Below are 18,644 nucleotides of genomic sequence, written 5' to 3'. Positions count from 1 at the left end.
TATGATGATTTTTTTAAGATATCTTCTTCGTTTTTTTGTTGCTATTGGACTTTGTGGAGCAATAACATGGGGTGTTATGACCAGTGGTCAAGCAAATGCACTCCCTGATTATGAAGTTCTTTCACTTTATGAGCCGCCGGTAATGACCCGCGTCCATGCTTCTGATGGCCGTCTTATGGCAGAGTTTGCAACAAAACATCGCCTCTATTTACCAATTCAATCAATACCAAAGCTTGTTATAAATGCTTTTATTTCGGCTGAAGACAAAAACTTTTATCATCATTTTGGTTTAGATCCCGAAGGACTTTCTCGAGCTTTGATCAATAATATTCGTAATATTGGTTCTGGAAGACGTCCAGAGGGTGCATCAACTATAACGCAACAAGTCGCTAAAAACTTTCTTTTAAGTTCAGAAACAACGTTAGAGCGTAAATTTAAGGAAGCTATTTTAGCAATGCGTATTGAGAAAACTTATTCAAAGGATCATATTCTCGAACTTTATCTCAATGAAATTTATTTGGGTCGTGGTACTTATGGTATAGCCGCTGCTTCTTTGACCTATTTCAATAAATCCGTCAATGATCTGACGCTAGAACAATGTGCTTATTTGGCTGCTCTTCCAAAAGGGCCAGCAAATTATGATCCATTTAAGAATACACAACGTGCTATTGATCGGCGCAATTGGGTTATAGATCGGATGATTGCAAATGGATATGTAACGCGTGAACAAGGTGAAAAAGCGAAAGCTAAACCTTTAGGAGCGACAATACGTGGGAGTGATAGCTATGTTTTTGCGGCTGATTATTTTACTGAAGAAGTGCGACGTCGTTTAATACATCGCTATGGGGCTAAGACACTTTATGAAGGTGGGCTTTCCATTCGTACAACGCTTGATCCGCATTTACAACTTATTGCGCGACGTGCTTTGCACGCTGGATTAATTAGATTTGATCATTCGCAAGGATGGCGTGGAGCTTATGCGCATATCGATAAAAAAGGTGATTGGGGGATAGAACTTGCAAATATCACGGGGCTAAGTGATGTTCCTGAATGGCGTTTAGCTGTTGTTCTTTCTGCTAATCCCAATAAAGTAGAGATTGGTTTACAGCCACAGCGCGAAGCTTCAGGTATATTATCAAAAAAACGGGAAATTGCTGTTTTATCTGAATCTGATTCAAAATGGGCACTCCATGTTGTAAAAGAAAATGGTTATCGAAAAACTGTTCAGAATTTATCTCATGTTCTGCAAGTTGGGGATGTCATTTTTGTTGAAAAACTATCCAATACAAACAACACTTATCGTTTACAACAAATTCCAAAGGTTGAAGGTGCAATTGTTGCTATGGAACCTCATACAGGGCGCGTTCTTGCTATGGTGGGAGGATTTTCTTTTGCTGCATCTGAATTCAATCGTGCAACCCAAGCTTATCGCCAACCGGGGTCTGCTTTTAAGCCTTTTGTTTATGCAGCAGCTCTTGATAACGGGTATACACCAGCATCCGTTGTTTTAGATGGCCCCATTGAAGTTCGTCAATATAATGGGGAAGTTTGGCAACCAAAAAATTATGGTGGTACATTTGCAGGACCTTCAACGTTGCGTTATGGTATTGAGCGTTCTCGTAATCTTATGACAATACGGCTTGCCAATGATATGGGAATGCCTCTTGTCGCTGAATATGCAGAACGCTTTGGCATAGTGGATAAATTGCAGCCTTATCTTCCCATGGCTTTAGGGGCTGGTGAAACAACAGTATTACGAATGGTTACAGCTTATTCAGTTATTGCCAATGGGGGACGCTCTATTAAGCCTTCTCTGATAGACAGAATTCAAGATCGTTATGGAAAGACAATTTATCGTCATGATGATCGTATTTGTGAAAATTGTAATACGCCTTCATGGAATAATCAACGTGAACCCACATTGATTGATGAGCGAGATCAAGTTCTTGACCCTATGACTGCTTATCAGATTACATCCATGATGGAAGGGGTTGTTCAGCGTGGTACTGCAGCACGTTTACGTTATCTTAATCGACATATTGCCGCTAAGACAGGGACAACCAATGACTCTAAAGATGTCTGGTTTATGGGATTTACTCCTGACATTGTCGTTGGTATTTTTATCGGCTACGATCAACCTGCTCCATTAGGATATAATGGAACCGGAAGTTCATTAGCTGCACCTATTTTTGGTGAGTTTATGGCAAATGCTCTTAAAGGAAAGCCAGATGTTCCCTTTAAGATGCCAAAGGGTATGATTTTAATGCCAATTAATCGGAAAACAGGAATGCTTGCGGAAAGAGGAGATCAAGATGTCATTATAGAAGCATTTAAACCAGGGACTGGTCCTGCTGATATATATCAAGTTATTGGGAGTACAAATTCTTTTCAAGAAGGTGTTCCTGCAGTAACCACTTCTCCACAAGTCAATAAAGCCCTTGAAAGTGGGACAGGTGGGCTGTATTAATCAACAAAATCTCCTTTCGCCATGAGTCTATAGTTTTTATTTTTTTTACAGTGTCGGTCCTGTAAATAGAATGATAAGTCCGTGCTATTCCCTCACAGCAGCTATCGAATTTGTATAAAATTCTAGAGACATAACCAGAAAGAGTGTTAAAAAATACGGTGTTAAATTATGCGAGCAGAAATAGAAACATTAGTTGATGAAATCCAGAAAGCAATTCAATTGCTAAGGGGGCATCTTTGACTGGGATCAATCACTAAAACGTCTCGAATATCTTAATCAAAAAGCGGAAGATCCGTCATTATGGGATGATGCACAACAAGCACAGGATATGATGCGTGAGCGTCAACGTCTTGATGATTCAATCAATGGTCTTTTATCATTTACAAAAACACTTGAAGAATGCATTGAGCTTATCGCGATGGGCGAAGAAGAAAGTGATGTTGAAATTATCGCTGATGCAGAAAATTCAATACGTAATCTTAAAAATGAGATAGATAAAAGGCAAATTGATGTACTTCTTTCAGGAGAGGCGGATCCGAATGATACCTATTTAGAAGTTCATGCTGGAGCAGGGGGAACAGAAAGCCAAGATTGGGCTTCTATGCTCTTACGTATGTATATGCGCTGGGCTGAACAGCATGAAATGAAGGTTGAAATTTTAGAAATTCATGATGGAGAAGAAGCAGGAATAAAGTCAGCGACTATTCTTGTAAAAGGGCATAATGCTTATGGAATGTTAAAAACAGAATCAGGCGTTCATCGCTTGGTTCGGATTTCTCCATTTGATTCGAATGCAAAGCGCCATACCTCTTTTGCAAGCATTTGGGTTTATCCAGTTATTGATGACAATATTGAAGTTGATGTTTCAGAGGCAGATGTGCGTATTGATACATATCGTGCATCAGGAGCAGGAGGACAACATGTTAACACGACAGATTCCGCTGTTCGCATCACACATATAAAAACGGGTATTGTTGTTCAATGTCAAACAGAGCGTTCTCAACATAAAAATCGCGCTACGGCTTGGTCGATGTTGCGTGCACGGCTTTATGAAGAAGAGCTTAAAAAAAGAGAAGAAGAAACCAATGCTGCTGAATCTTCTAAAACAGAAATCGGATGGGGACATCAAATTAGATCTTATGTTCTTCAACCCTATCAGCTTGTCAAAGATTTGCGTACAGGGATTGAAAATACGGATCCACAATCCGTACTGAATGGTAATTTAGATGCATTTATAGAGGCAGCACTCGCACGGCGCATTTATGGACAAGACAAAGAAATTGAGGATATTCGTTAATTATATATCCTTCCTTCAAGCCATGTAGATTTTTTTCTTAAGTTGTTTGTTTTATTGATGTTGTGATATTACGATAGTTCTTGATACTTTAAAGGTTCAAAGAGGGATTTTCTTGTTCCTTTCTTCAATTTTTTCTCACACGCCAATCCTGCTTATGATATTGCAAGTGATAGAAAGCTGAAATAAGAAAAATTTGCGATATTCGGAGGACTAATATAAATATAAAACAATTCATTATCCTTATAAATCAATATATTGTAAAAATTGAATCCATTGAAAAACTAAAATCAATTCGGAGGATGACTTTTGCTTTTTAAGATAAATCAAACACTCAATTTATAAGTTAGCGTTATGATGTAAAAGTGTTGCAGTAGCTAAAACATTTTCAGCATGCCCAGATACGCTTACTTTGCGCCATTCTTCTGCTATTATTCCATTTGCATCAATTAAAAAAGTGCTCCGTTCAACACCCATATATTTGCGTCCATACATGCTTTTCTCAACCCAAACACCATAAGCTTCGAGGGTTGTTTTTTCTTCATCAGAAACCAAGATGACATCAAGTTCATATTTTACTTTAAATTTATCATGTTTTTTTACATTATCTGGAGAGATTCCAATAACAGCAACACCGATTTCATCAAATTTCATCTTTAATTTTGTGAAATCAAGTGCTTCGCTTGTGCAACCGCTGGTGTCATCTTTTGGATAAAAATATAAAACAACAGGTTTTCCTTTAAAGTCAGAAAGACATACTGTCTCTCCTCCATCGCGAGGCAAATTAAAATCAGGAGCAAGAGCACCCTTCATTGATCTTGTCATTGTTTTCATCTTTCTTGTGTAATAAGTATAAGATATCAGAGTACACAGAAGAAAAGAACTATTCAACTCTCTAGAATATTATTGTTTTTAAGAGACCTTTATTTTCCTAACAAAACTCGCTCTATCACAACGATTGGATTGAAAGAACAAGATCGGCGTGAACAACATAAACAAAACAACAAAAGATTATACTGGTTTTATCACAACATGTTTTTTCTTACCGAAAGAAAGCTTAATGATTCCTTCCGCACTGACATCCCCTTCAATAATAAGATGTGTTTCATCCTCAATAATTTGATCATTTACACGTACACCTCCACCTTGAACGTGTCGGCGTGCCTCACTATTAGATTTAGCGAGTCCTGCTTGTACTAAAAGAGTGAGCAATCCAACACCTTTTTTTAATTCTGAGGCATTAATTTCAACAGTTGGAAGATTTTTTCCCAGAGTTTTTTCTTCAAACGTTTTGCGAGCAGTCTCTGCTGCTGCATTGGCAAGAGCACGTCCATGCAACATTGCTGTAACTTCTGTTGCAAGAATTTTTTTTGCTTCGTTAATTTCTGTCCCTTGTAGTAGAGAAAGTTTAAGAATCTCATCCATTGGCAATGGGGTATAGAGCTTTAGAAATCGTATTACATCAGCATCTTCTATATTGCGCCAATATTGCCAAAATTGATAAGGTGAAAGCATATCCGCATTCAGCCATACAGCCCCATTCAATGATTTACCCATTTTGGCACCGGAAGAGGTTGTCAACAATGGTGATGTTAACGCATATAATTGTGGTGTTCCTAAACGATGCCCTAATTCGATTCCGTTAATAATGTTGCCCCATTGATCAGAGCCCCCCATTTGCATACGCAACCCATAACGTTTATAAAGTTCAACAAAGTCATAAGCTTGCAGAATCATATAATTAAACTCTAAGAATGACAAAGAGTGCTCACGCTCAAGTCTGAGTCTGACAGAATCAAATGACAACATACGGTTGACAGAAAAATGTTTTCCCACATCACGCAAAAATTCTAAGTAGTTTAAATTGCATAACCATTCAGCATTATTCACAATACAAGCATCAGTTTCTCGGTCACCGAATGTCAAATAGTTAGCAAATACCTTTTTAATACCATCGATATTTGCAGCAATATCATCTTGTGTCAGAAGACGTCGCGCTTCATCTTTGAAGGAAGGATCACCGATTAATCCGGTTCCTCCACCCATTAAAGCAATGGGACGATGACCCGTTTTTTGTAACCAATAAAGCATCATAATCTGAAGAAGACTTCCAGCATGTAAACTCGATGCTGTTGGATCAAATCCAATATAAGCGCTTACAATTTCTTTTGAAAAAAGATCATCTAAGCCTTTTTCATCTGAAATTTGGTGGATAAAACCACGTTCGCTCATAATGTGTAAAAAATCAGATTTAAAGGCAAACACAGATTCAATTTCCTAATTTTAAGAGTGCATTCATTTCATATAATAGGTGATTATATGATGGAGCGTTATCTATCATAACTGATGCACACATCACAAGAGAAAGAGACATATTGATAATATAAAGATAATAATACAGGTATTATTTCCTTTTTACGCTAAAAAAGAGATTTCTAGGTGATAGAAAAAATGCATTCTGTTATTCTCATTTCTATCCTAGAATAAAATTTAGAAAAGTTTTAAGTACAGACTAAAAAAATTACTTTAGTTATGATCAAAGACGATTTTTTCTGATTTTTTATAAATCCATCGTGTTTTCCTAAGTTAGTGAAAGTATTTCAGGAGGAGGAGCGAGAAGTTCATTGGTGATATGGTTATCCAAATAGTGGGCACATCGTTCAATAAGTTCTTCATGACATCCACTGAAAAAGTGATTAGCCTCTTCCAATATTTCTTGTGTGATGATGATTCCTTTTTGTGTTTTCAATTTATCGACAAGTATTTGAACATCTTTTGGGGGGGAAACTTTATCGATACCGCCATGAATGATAAGTCCAGAAGATGGACAAGGTGCAAGAAATGAAAAGTCATAAACATTAGGCTGAGGGGCAACAGAGATAAATCCCTCAATTTCCGGTCGGCGCATTAAAAGCTGCATACCAATCCATGCTCCAAATGAATATCCTGCGACCCAACAATTTTTAGAGTCTGGATGTTGTGTTTGCACCCAATCGAGAGCAGCAGCAGCATCTGAAAGTTCTCCTATTCCATAATCAAATTCACCCTGACTACGACCAATACCACGAAAGTTAAAACGTAAAGTTGTAAAGCCACGTTGTTGGAACATATAAAAGAGGTCATAGACAATTTTATGATTCATAGTTCCACCAAATTGGGGATGAGGATGCAAAATGATCGCAATGGGTGCATTTTTTTGTTGTGAAGGTTGATAACGCCCTTCGAGCCGACCCGCGGGACCGTTAAAAATAATTTCTGGCATAAAATGCTCCTTAAATGCAATAAAAGGCTTTCATTGACCTTGGTCGACTTTTACCATAGAATCTCTTAAATAATTATTAGATATTCTTTTTTTAGTGCACTTTTCAAGAAAATTGCGCTATTTTTTTTAATCAATTCATAAGATTAATGATTGCGATGTAAAATGGTTATAAGACGCCGATATTTTGATCATAACGCAACAACACCGCTCAAAAAAATGGCACGGATGGCGTTAGTGGAATCTTTAGAGATATTTGGTAATCCATCATCGGTTCATAAGGAAGGGCGTGCGGCTAAAACCTTGTTGCAAAAGGCACGTCGACAAATCGCTGAAAATCTTAAAACAGATCCAGATCACGTGGTATTTACCTCTGGTGCGAGTGAAGCAGCGATGACTTTGTTAACACCCTTTTACAATATGGGGAATGCAAAAGTTCAATTTTCTCATCTTTACCTTGGAGCGACTGAACATCCCTCTGTTGCAGAGGGAGGGCGTTTTTCTAAAGAATTGATAAGCGTCATTGCTGTTGATCAAGATGGGCTCATTCAACAAGATAAATTAACATCACTCTTAACGGTTCACGATAAAACAAAAGGTTTACCTCTTGTTGCTATTCAAGCTGCAAATAGTGAAACGGGTGTTATTCAACCGTTAACAGAAATCGCCGCTATTGTTCGGGATTTAGGAGGTACTCTTATTGTTGATTTGACACAATATGTCGATAAAAATTTCGTGGATATTAATCAGCTAGGAGGAGATTTTTTTATACTGTCTGCACATAAAATTGGTGGTCCTAAAGGAATAGGTGCTTTTGTTTCATGTGGTAATCTTCTTATGCCACAACCTCTTATTATTGGGGGAGGACAAGAAAAAGGTCTCCGTGGAGGAACAGAAGCATTGCCCCTTATTGCTGCTTTTGGGGCAGCAATGGCTGATTGTTTCACACAGGAAGAAATAAAACAGTTAATATATTTACGCAATAAATTAGAAGATGGACTACAAAAAATAAGTAAAAATGTTGAAATTTTTGGCAAAAGAGTTCAACGTTTGCCAAATACAACTTACTTTACCGTGAAAAATATAAAAGCTGAAACGATGCAAATTGCTTTTGATTTAGAAGGGTTTTCTATATCATCCGGCTCGGCTTGTTCTTCGGGAAAAGTAAAACAAAGCAAAGTGTTGGAGGCAATGGGGTATCATGTTCCAAATGGTGCCATTCGCATTTCGCTAGGGCGGGACACAACTTCTGAGGATATTGATGATTTTCTATCGTTTTTTTCTCAAATTATAAGCAAGAAAAAAGGGTAAGATTTATCATCAGAAAGTTATAAAATTAGAATTATTTTAAATAATAAGATAAGTTTGATTGAAATTTTTGCACTTTACCTATAGCCTAGGAAATAACTTGCTACTTTAATCTTGTAAAAAACAAGACTTTTAGTTACCGGTTTTTGACGCCAATAGTTACCGGTTTTTGACGCCAAAAAATGGAGAAAATTGATGCCGGCAGTACAAGAAACAATACGCCAAGTACGTGAAATAGATGTTGACCAATATAAATATGGATTTGAAACCAATATTGAAACAGATAAAGCTCCAAAAGGCTTAAATGAAGATATTATCAAATTTATTTCTGCTAAAAAACATGAGCCTGAATGGATGCTAACATGGCGCTTAAAAGCTTACCGACGTTGGCTGACAATGCAAGAGCCTCATTGGGCGCGTCTTGAATATCCTAAAATTGATTTTCAGGAGCTTTATTATTATGCTGCTCCAAAAAATCATACAGGACCAAAATCTTTGGATGAAGTGGATCCTGAGTTATTAGCAACGTACGAAAAACTTGGCATTCCCCTTAAAGAACAAGAGATTTTGGCAGGAGTAAGAAAACAGTCTGATCCCTCTACTTTCGATGACAGTATGTCTGTATCGGGGCAGGTGGCTGTTGATGCAGTCTTTGATTCTGTTTCTGTTGTAACAACATTCAAAAAAGAGCTGGCACGTGCTGGTGTGATTTTTTGTTCTATTTCAGAGGCGATTATTGAACATTCTGAGCTTATTAAGGAATATTTAGGAACAGTTGTACCTATAAGTGATAATTATTATGCGGCCTTAAATGCAGCTGTCTTCACAGATGGTTCATTTGTTTATATTCCCAAAGGGGTTCGTTGTCCTATGGAGCTTTCAACTTATTTTAGGATTAATGAACGCAACACTGGCCAATTTGAACGAACATTGATTATCGCCGCTGAAGATTCCTATGTTTCTTATCTTGAAGGGTGTACAGCACCCCAACGTGATGAAAACCAACTTCATGCGGCTGTCGTTGAACTTATTGCCCTTGAAAATGCAGAGATTAAATATTCTACAGTACAAAACTGGTATCCTGGCGATAAAGATGGAAAGGGCGGTATTTATAATTTTGTGACGAAGCGTGGAGATTGTCGAGGTGATAGCTCTAAAATCTCATGGACACAAGTTGAGACTGGTTCTGCGATTACTTGGAAATATCCATCCTGCTTACTCCGTGGTGATAATGCGCGTGGAGAATTTTATTCTATTGCTGTTGCAAACGGTCATCAACAAATTGATTCCGGTACAAAAATGATTCATTTGGGAAAAAATACATCCAGTCGTATTATTTCCAAGGGCATTTCTGCAGGTTTTTCAAATAACACTTATCGAGGACAAGTTACAGCATATCGAAAAGCACAAAATGCGCGTAATTTTACGCAATGTGATAGTTTGTTAATCGGAAATGATTGTGGTGCGCATACAGTTCCTTATATTGAAGCAAAAAATGCAACAGCTCAGTTTGAACATGAAGCCACAACATCAAAAATTTCTGATGACCAACTTTTTTATGTTATGCAGAGAGGAATTCCCGAAGAAGAAGCTATCGCATTAATTGTAAATGGTTTTGTAAAAGAGGTCATTCAAAAACTTCCCATGGAATTTGCTGTCGAAGCACAAAAGCTTATTGGTATCAGCCTTGAAGGTAGTGTTGGATAATTTATTGTAATTAGATAAATAGAAGACTTGATGTAAAAGGGCTGTAACAGTAGCAAATAATGCTAAAAATGACCTCTATGGTAATTACAAAAGTAGATGGATGCTAAGGCAAAATAATACGCATTGGTATCTGAAAAACAGCCAAAACAGGATTAAATTATGTTAGAGATAAAAAAATTGCACGCCCGTATTGCTGGGACCGATACAGAAGTTATTCGTGGTTTAAACTTGACAGTTCAAGATGGAGAAGTTGCCGCTATCATGGGACAAAATGGAGCCGGAAAATCAACTTTGTCTTATTTGCTTGCTGGTCGTGATGATTATGAAATAACAGAAGGAGATATTCTCTATAATGGAAAATCGCTTTTAGAAATGGATCCAGCAGAACGTGCTACATATGGTGTTTTTCTTGCATTTCAATATCCAATGGAAATACCAGGGGTAGCAACGATGGAATTTTTAAAAGTTGCGATGAATTCTCAACGCAAAGCGCGTGGTGACAAAGAGCTTAAAATTCCTGAATTTATAAAATGTGTTAAAGAAGTTTCAGCCAAACTTGAAATAGATATGGATATGCTAAAGCGTCCATTAAATGTAGGTTTTTCAGGTGGAGAAAAAAAACGCGCTGAAATTTTACAAATGGCACTTCTTGAACCTAGACTTTGCATTTTAGATGAAACGGATTCTGGTTTAGATATTGATGCATTAAAAATTGTTGCAGATGGTGTTAATAAACTTCGGGATTCAAAACGTTCATTTTTGGTGATTACCCATTATCAACGGCTGCTTAATTATATTATTCCTGACACGGTACATGTTCTTTATAAAGGACAAATTATCAAAAGCGGAGATAAATCCTTAGCGCTTTATTTAGAGCAAAATGGGTATGCTGATCTTATCAGGGAAGCGGTTTGAGGTTATTGAATATGAATACACAGCAAAACTTGTTAGCAGTTGAAGAAAATATACTCAGTAATTTCAATCAGTATGTAAACGACTTACCTGGTGATAAAGCTGTACAGGAAATCCGCAAGAAAACTATTGAGCAGTTTCAAACAACACGGCTTCCTTCCCGTAAAATCGAAAGCTGGCATTATACCAATCTGCGTACCTTACTGAAGTCTATTAGCAATTTTTCAAAAGTTCAAAACAATCAATTGGTTGATTCTTTGCTTTCAGAAAGTGCTGTTTTCTCCATAAACAATGGAAAAACATCGATAGAGTCAAAGGTAGATAATATTACAGTAAAACGCCTTTCAGACGCATTAGAAGATAATTCTGTACAGATAAATCAAAACATTTCTGATGAGGATTTTATTGGACAGTTAAATACAGCTTTTGTTACAGATGGTTGGCTTTTTCACATCCCTGAAAATACAAAGTTAAATATACCCATTGAATTACAAAATATACAAATGGGGGGACAGTCTCATATTTTTTCGGATATAAAAATTGATAAAAATAGTCAAGTTATGTTTATTGAACATCAGATTGGCAATGATAAAGATACCTTTATCAGTTCAATATTTTCATTAAATGTTGCTGCTGATAGCGATGTTACGTGGATTCTCATTCGCAATCGTGATTTTAATTCTACACAATTTGGTCGATTTTGTGCTGTTCTTGATCAAAGAGCGAAGTTATCACTTTATGTCATTAATATAGGGAGCCAATTAAATCGCCAAGAAGTCGATATTGAATTACAGGGAGAAGAATCTGATTTTCAATTACGCGTTATAAATTTATTATCAGGACAAACACATAGTGATCTTACAATGACTGTTCGTCACGTGGAAGAAAAATCAACATCAACCGAAATTATACGCAATGTGGTCACAGATAAGGCTGTTGGTGTTTTCCAAGGAATAATACGTGTGTCTCAAAAAGCGCAAAAAACAGATGCACGCATGGCTTGTAATAGCCTTATTCTTTCAGATGATGCAGAATTTAATGCAAAGCCTGAACTGGAGATTTTTGCTGATGATGTTGCATGCGGTCATGGTGCAACAGTTGCTAATATTAATCATGATTATCTTTTTTATCTTATGGCGCGTGGTATCCCATTTAAAACGGCTCGTGCACTTTTGATTAAAGGATTTATCTCTGAGCTCATTGATGAGATCAAGCAAGATAATATTCAAATTGCTTTGGAGAATATCATTAGTAAATGGCTTGAAAAAAATGTTTAAGGTAGAAAAAATGGAAAATAACGTAAAAACATTTACTTATAATGTCGAAGAAATTCGGCGTGATTTTCCTCTTTTGCACCATCAAGTTTATGGAAAGCGATTAGCATATCTTGATAGTAGTGCTTCTGCCCAAAAACCAATGTCAGTACTCAATGCAATGAATAATTATTATCACTATAGTTATGCTAATGTGCATAGGGGAATGTATTTTTTAGCCAACATAGCAACACAATCATATGAAAATTCTCGTGAAACCGTTCGTGTTTTTCTAAATGCTCAAAAAGCTGAAGAAATTGTTTTTACGAAAAATGCAACAGAAGCTATTAATACCGTTGCTTATGGTTGGGCTATGCCCAAACTCAAAGAAGGTGATGAGATTGTTCTAACGATCATGGAACATCATTCAAATATTATTCCTTGGCATTTTCTCCGTGAACAAAAAGGTGTTAGACTTATTTTTGTTCCTGTCGATGAAAATGGTGTTCTGCACATTGAAGATTTCCAAAAGGCTTTAAGCAAAAAAACGCGGCTTGTTGCTATAACGCATATGTCCAATATATTAGGAACTGTGCCTCCTGTTAAAGAGATTATTAAGCTAGCACATCAAAATTCTATTCCTGTTCTTGTTGATGGTTCTCAAGGAGCAGTACATTTAACCGTTGATGTGCAAGATCTCGATTGTGATTGGTATGTCTTTACAGGTCATAAGCTTTATGGTCCCACTGGTATTGGTGTTTTGTATGGTAAGGAAGATAGATTAGAAGAAATGCGTCCTTTTCAAGGAGGAGGGGAAATGATCGAGGAGGTAACAACCGATAAGGTTTTTTATAATGCTCCTCCTTACCGTTTTGAAGCAGGCACTCCTCCTATTGTTGAAGCTATTGGATTAACTGCGGCTATTGATTATATACAAGAGAAAGGTCGTAGCACGATTCATGCCCATGAGAGGTCCCTTTTAGCTTATGCGCAGGAAAAACTTAAAACTGTTGAGTCATTGCGTATTTATGGTCATTCTCCCAATAAAGGAGCTATTATATCATTTACAATTGAAGGGATTCACGCCCATGATATCGCTATGTTTATTGATAGAAAAGGAGTTGCAATACGCGCGGGAACCCATTGTGCACAGCCTTTATTACAGCGCTTTGGTCTAACATCTATTTGTCGGGCATCGTTAGCCATGTATAACACTCAAGAAGATGTAGATCAATTAGTAGAAGCATTGAAAGAAACAAGGACATTTTTTTAATGGCTGAATCAATTGAAGAGCGTCATTCTACAGAATCTGTTGAAACTGTAAGCGAAAATAAAAAGTCTTATGTATCAGCGATTCCAGCAGATGAAATTGATCGTATGACGAATGATATTATTGCTGCTCTCAAAACAGTTTATGACCCAGAGATTCCTGCTGATATTTATGAGCTAGGACTGATTTATCGTATTGATATTGAAGATGATCGTTCAGTAAAAATTGAAATGACTCTTACAGCACCGGGATGTCCTGTTGCTGGTGAAATGCCGGGGTGGGTAGAAAATGCAGTCAGTGCAGTTGAAGGGGTTTCGTATGTTGAAGTCATTATGACTTTTGATCCACCATGGACACCTGATTGTATGTCAGAAGAAGCTCAAATTGCTGTCGGATGGTACTAAAAATATTGTTAAGAGACTCTAATTTAGCCATTCATGAATAAGCTGTTTACTTTTCACAAGCGTTTAAATTTAAGGACAATCGCATGAGTTATAATAAACAAAAATTAGAACTTAACTGGATTGGAAAAGAAAAACGCCCAAAACTAGAGCCTCGTATCTTATTAGAAGATCTTGAAAAATCTTATCACGCTTCGCATCAAATATCATCCCAAGATATTTTTGATAATAAACTTATTTTTGGTGACAATTTGCTCGCACTCAAAGCGCTTGAATAAGAATATATGGGGAAGGTAAAATGCATCTATATCGATCCACCTTATAATACAGGCAATGCCTTTGAACATTATGAAGATGGTTTAGAGCATTCCCTATGGCTAAGCCTTATGAGAGACAGGCTAGAATTGTTACATCATTTACTGGCAGATGATGGAAGTATCTGGATATCAATTGATGATGACGAGCAAGCTTACCTTAAAGTGTTAATGGATGAAATTTTTGGTCGAAAAAATTTTATAAACAATATCATTTGGCAAAAAAAATATGCTCCACAAAATGATGCAAAGTGGCTTTCAGACAACCATGATTTTGTAATGGTTTATGCTAAAGATAAAACTGTTTGGCGCCCTCAATTGCTTCCTCGTTCAAGCGATATGGATGCGCGCTATAAAAACCCTGATAATGATCCTCGCGGTCCTTGGAAATCTGGAGATCTATCCGTAAAAAGAGTGACGCTTAAGGACATTTATGAAATCATCACACCTTCTGGACGCAAGGTGATGCCCCCTAATGGTAGAAGTTGGGCTATGAATGAAAAAAAATTCTTTGAATTATTGAAAGATAATCGTGTTTGGTTTGGTCCAACAGGAAGTAATGTTCCTTCTATGAAGCGTTTTTTATCAGAGGTAAAAAATGGTATGGTTTCAATGACCATTTGGCCTTATCAGGAAGTTGGCCATAATCAAGATGCAAAAAAAGAAGCCAAAGTCTTCAATTCTGATAGTGTCTTTACAACTCCTAAACCTGAGCGTTTAATGGAACGCATTATTCAACTTGCCACTAATCCCGGTGATCTTGTACTGGATTCTTTTGCTGGTTCTGGCACAACCGGTGCTGTTGCCCATAAAATGGGAAGAAAGTGGATTATGATTGAACTTGGTGAGCATTGTCACACCCACATTATCCCTCGTTTAAAACAAGTCATTGATGGAACTGATCAAGGGGGAATTTCCAAAAGTGTCAATTGGCAAGGTGGCGGTGGATTTCGCTATTATCGCCTTGCACCTTCTCTGTTACAAAAAGATCCATGGGGACAATGGATTATTAGTCGCGAATATAATGCTGCGATGCTTTCAGAAGCAATGTGCAAACATATGGGATTTACCTACGCACCTGATGAAAATCATTATTGGATGCAAGGGTATTCAACCGAAACAGATTATATTTATGTCACAACAAGCGCTATGACCCATGAACAACTCCGTATAATGAGTGAAGAGGTAGGCTCTCATCGCACGTTGCTGATTTGTGGTACAGCCTTTGATACAAAATCAGCATCCTTTGAAAATCTGACACTCACTAAAATCCCCCGTGCAGTATTAGAAAAATGCGAATGGGGAAGGGACGATTACAGTTTAAATGTAGCCAATCTTGAACCAGTGATTGTGGTAAAAGAAAACAACAAAAATAAAGATATTGTGCAAGCAGAATTAGATTTATTTGAATAGTATATAAAAGCGGAGTTTTTCATGAACACTATTGAAAAAAGGATTTCTGCTCGCTTATCGTTACGTGATCCTCAACGTGAATCTTTAAATATTTTGGTAAAAATCTTAGAAAATATAGAGCTTTCTAAAAATGCTGATTTGGTTGCAGAGTTAGAAGTGATAAAAAATCTTTATCCTTCTGTACAAGATTTTGAACGAAACTTTCCCTCTTTTTGTTTTGCCTTAGCAACGGGGGGTGGGAAAACGCGACTTATGGGTGCTTTTATCAGCTATCTTTATTTAACAGGTCGCAGTCGCCATTTTTTTGTTTTAGCGCCAAATTTGACTATTTATGAAAAGTTAAAACAGGATTTTAGTCCCCAAAGTCCGAAGTATGTTTTCAGTGGAATGAGTGAATTTATTGCCAATAGACCCGTTATTATTACAGGTGAAGATTATGAAAGTGGTAAAGGTATTCGCGCTGATGAACACTATTTTCAAGGACAAAAGCGTTTGTTTGAGAATAGAGATACGGCTTTTATCAATATTTTTAATATTTCTAAAATTAATACAACAGATAATAAAAAAGGCGCACTAAAATCTAGTATGCCGAGGATTAAACGCTTACAAGAGACAATTGGCGAAAGTTATTTTGATTATCTCGCAAATCTTCCTGATTTAGTTTTGTTAATGGATGAAGCACATCGTTATCGTGCTTCTGCTGGTGCAGCGGCAATTAATGAGTTAAAACCTGTTTTAGGAATAGAGCTTACAGCGACACCAAAAACAATAGGTGCAAAACCCGTAGATTTTAAAAATGTTGTCTATAGTTATTCACTTGCAGAGGCGATGAGGGATGGTTTTGTAAAAGAACCTGCTGTTGCTACACGTAAAGATTTTCAAGCTCAAAATCATACATCTGAGCAATTAGAACATATCAAATTACAAGATGCAATTCATGCCCATGAAAATGTGAAAGCAGATTTAATTGTCTATGCAAAAGATTATAACAAAAAGTTCGTTAAGCCTTTTATTTTAGTTGTTGCTCAAGATACAAATCATGCACAAAAACTACGGAATTTATTGGAATCAGATGAATTTTTTGCAGGGGCTTATAAGGGAAAAGTTTTAGAGATTCATACAAAACAGTCAAATATAGAAGAAGATCAAAATATTCAAAAAATTATTGCTATTGAGGATCCTCATGAGCCAACGGAAATTGTTATTCACGTTAATAAATTAAAGGAGGGGTGGGATGTTACTAATCTCTATACTATTGTACCGTTGCGTGCATCGGCTTCAGAAATTTTAACAGAGCAAACAATTGGGCGTGGATTGCGTTTGCCTTATGGGTATAGAACAGGCATGGAAGCTATTGATCGTTTAACAATTATTGCGCATGATCGTTTTCAAGATATTATTGATCGTGCAAACGATCCAAACTCAATTATAAAAAAGCATATTGAGATTGGAACAGGAGGGGATATCCCCTCTGAAAAGACAGATATAGTGACAGTTCCATGTCAAGTAGAAGCTTTATTGATGCAAACGATGGTAACACGTAATTCCGATATAAATGGAGCATCTGATTTACAAGGTATCATATTACGTAATACAGATTCCCCTACATTAACGCCTGAAGAGCAAGAAATTGCAGCGATCGCGTGGGATCTTATCAAAGAGAATGATAAATTGCCAAGTTCTCAAATGCTTTATTCTGCACCGATACAAGAAAAAATTGCTAATAAAGTTATGAATATTAAGCCTTCATCACAAAAGTCTCTTGTATCAAAAGTGGTTACAATTTTGACAAAACAATTAGCAGAATTGATGATAGATATTCCTAATATTGTATTCATACCTTCGCGTGACGTGACTTATGGTTTTTCTGATTTCGATTTGAAAAATCTAGAAAGCTTAAATTTGCAACCTGTTAGTAAAGAACTTTTAATTCGAGAATTGCGTACCCATAAAAGTATTTTTCTCACTTCTAAGAATGAATATGTCAAAGAGCCTTATCTTGAAAACTACATCATTCGTGGTTTAATTGATAATGATTTTATCGATTATGATAGCCATACGCTCTTATTACGAAAATTAGCTGGTCAGATGGTAGAACATTTCCGATCTTATTTACCCAATGATACAGCTGTTGAAAACGTATTAATTCACTATCAGAATAAGCTTACTAATTTTATTGTTGCGCAATTAAGAGAACATCAATGGGAAACACAAAAAGATTATGAGGTTAAAGTGACACGAGGTTTTACAACTTTAACACCTATCCATTATGTGTTGCCGCAAGGGACGTCTCCTCTTGATTTTCGTAATATTCCTGCCATTAAAAGCGATATTAAAAAACTTGTATTCAGCGGCTTTAGAAAATGTTGTTATCCTTTACAAAAGTTTGATTCAGTAGAAGGGGAATTACGATTTGCTCAAATATTAGAGGATGATGTACAAGTATTGAAATGGATGAAACCCGCTCGAGGTTTTTTCAAGATAGAATATGATAAAGGATCAATCTATGAACCGGACTTTGTTGTAGAAACGAAGGATGCCAAATATCTTTGTGAGCCTAAAAAAACCTCTGAAATGCAAAATCCTATTGTGTTAAAAAAGAGAGAAGCTGCAGTTCAATGGTGTTGTCATGCAACGCGCTATGCGGCTACTTCTGGCGGTAAAAAATGGTATTATATTCTTATTCCCCATGATGCTATTAAAGCAAATAGTAGTTTTGAAGGTTTGTGTGCAGAGTTTACCATTGCAGAATCTATACTTGAGAGCTCATAACTTATTTGCGTCAAAAATAAAACACATAAGTTTTTTAATTGACAGATGTGAGGTTCAATCAAATGTTTGAATAATTATTTTTAATTTTTTGCACTATCGCATCATTAATTTAAAAGTATTAATGGGTTCTTAAATCATAAAATTAATATTTTTTTCTAACAACATTAAAATAAAAGGAAAAATGTATAGAAAAGTTACACAAGATTATGATTTTTTATGGGGATTTTTAGCACATTTACAATTTTTGATAAAAGTACAATCTTACTTTCCTTAT

At 36.5% G+C, this 18,644-nt stretch carries 14 protein-coding genes; 11 read left to right on the top strand and 3 right to left on the bottom strand.

The window, feature by feature from the left end:
* The first annotated feature begins 1 nt into the window (after nt 1).
* Both ACFIJ7_RS06260 and prfB read left to right on the top strand, forming a co-directional pair.
* Entirely contained in the window at nt 2-2,467 is a 2,466-nt protein-coding gene (locus tag ACFIJ7_RS06260; RefSeq protein WP_375636111.1) for a penicillin-binding protein 1A, read from the top strand.
* A gap of 168 nt (nt 2,468-2,635) precedes the next feature.
* Nucleotides 2,636-3,764, top strand: a protein-coding gene (prfB, locus tag ACFIJ7_RS06255; RefSeq protein WP_015856374.1) for a peptide chain release factor 2 whose coding sequence is annotated in 2 segments (ribosomal slippage) — nt 2,636-2,704 and nt 2,706-3,764 — 1,128 coding nt in all. Because the reading frame shifts where the segments join, the coding sequence is not laid out codon by codon here.
* Nucleotides 3,765-4,100: 336 nt separating this feature from the next.
* Here the strand turns inward: prfB and ACFIJ7_RS06250 are convergent.
* From ACFIJ7_RS06250 to ACFIJ7_RS06240, 3 genes are all read right to left on the bottom strand, one after another.
* Complete coding sequence (locus ACFIJ7_RS06250; RefSeq protein WP_375636110.1) at nt 4,101-4,586, bottom strand: peroxiredoxin; 486 nt, start codon at nt 4,584-4,586, stop codon at nt 4,101-4,103.
* Between the two features lie 186 nt (nt 4,587-4,772).
* On the bottom strand, nt 4,773-6,026 hold the full coding sequence (gene tyrS, locus ACFIJ7_RS06245; protein ID WP_375644839.1) for a tyrosine--tRNA ligase: 1,254 nt from the start codon (nt 6,024-6,026) through the stop codon (nt 4,773-4,775).
* A 316-nt stretch (nt 6,027-6,342) separates the two neighbouring features.
* The gene (locus tag ACFIJ7_RS06240) at nt 6,343-7,023 is read right to left on the bottom strand and encodes an alpha/beta hydrolase (RefSeq protein WP_015856377.1); all 681 of its coding nucleotides are present in this window, start codon (nt 7,021-7,023) and stop codon (nt 6,343-6,345) included.
* Between the two features lie 162 nt (nt 7,024-7,185).
* On the opposite strand from ACFIJ7_RS06240, the gene ACFIJ7_RS06235 reads away from it, so the two are divergent.
* The 9 genes from ACFIJ7_RS06235 to ACFIJ7_RS06195 all read left to right on the top strand — a co-directional run bounded on the left by ACFIJ7_RS06235 (nt 7,186) and on the right by ACFIJ7_RS06195 (nt 18,370).
* Entirely contained in the window at nt 7,186-8,331 is a 1,146-nt protein-coding gene (locus ACFIJ7_RS06235; RefSeq protein WP_015856378.1) for a cysteine desulfurase family protein, read from the top strand.
* 192 nt (nt 8,332-8,523) lie between these two features.
* On the top strand, nt 8,524-10,035 hold the full coding sequence (sufB, locus tag ACFIJ7_RS06230; RefSeq protein WP_375644838.1) for a Fe-S cluster assembly protein SufB: 1,512 nt from the start codon (nt 8,524-8,526) through the stop codon (nt 10,033-10,035).
* A gap of 159 nt (nt 10,036-10,194) precedes the next feature.
* Nucleotides 10,195-10,950, top strand: a complete 756-nt coding sequence (gene sufC / locus ACFIJ7_RS06225; RefSeq protein ID WP_375636107.1) for a Fe-S cluster assembly ATPase SufC — start codon at nt 10,195-10,197, stop codon at nt 10,948-10,950.
* Nucleotides 10,951-10,961: 11 nt separating this feature from the next.
* Nucleotides 10,962-12,224, top strand: coding sequence for a Fe-S cluster assembly protein SufD (sufD, locus tag ACFIJ7_RS06220; RefSeq protein ID WP_375644837.1), 1,263 nt, complete (start codon nt 10,962-10,964; stop codon nt 12,222-12,224).
* Between the two features lie 10 nt (nt 12,225-12,234).
* Complete coding sequence (locus ACFIJ7_RS06215; protein ID WP_375644836.1) at nt 12,235-13,473, top strand: cysteine desulfurase; 1,239 nt, start codon at nt 12,235-12,237, stop codon at nt 13,471-13,473.
* Nucleotides 13,473-13,874 carry an SUF system Fe-S cluster assembly protein gene (locus ACFIJ7_RS06210; RefSeq protein WP_375644835.1) on the top strand — a complete coding sequence of 134 codons (402 nt, stop codon included), beginning with the start codon at nt 13,473-13,475 and terminating at the stop codon, nt 13,872-13,874. Before ACFIJ7_RS06215 ends, ACFIJ7_RS06210 begins: the two co-directional genes overlap by 1 nt.
* Nucleotides 13,875-13,957: 83 nt before the next feature.
* Nucleotides 13,958-14,149 carry a hypothetical protein gene (locus ACFIJ7_RS06205; RefSeq protein ID WP_375644834.1) on the top strand — a complete coding sequence of 64 codons (192 nt, stop codon included), beginning with the start codon at nt 13,958-13,960 and terminating at the stop codon, nt 14,147-14,149.
* Between the two features lie 6 nt (nt 14,150-14,155).
* Entirely contained in the window at nt 14,156-15,598 is a 1,443-nt protein-coding gene (locus ACFIJ7_RS06200) for a site-specific DNA-methyltransferase (protein ID WP_375644833.1), read from the top strand.
* Nucleotides 15,599-15,619: 21 nt separating this feature from the next.
* Nucleotides 15,620-18,370, top strand: coding sequence for a DEAD/DEAH box helicase (locus ACFIJ7_RS06195; RefSeq protein ID WP_375644832.1), 2,751 nt, complete (start codon nt 15,620-15,622; stop codon nt 18,368-18,370).
* The last annotated feature ends 274 nt before the right edge of the window (nt 18,371-18,644 follow it).

This window comes from Bartonella sp. MR100HLJHH, from assembly GCF_042194215.1.
GTDB classification, from domain to species: Bacteria; Pseudomonadota; Alphaproteobacteria; order Rhizobiales; family Rhizobiaceae; genus Bartonella; species Bartonella grahamii.
Note: the sequence above shows the minus strand (reverse complement) of the source record. Positions and strands in the feature narration are given on the sequence as shown.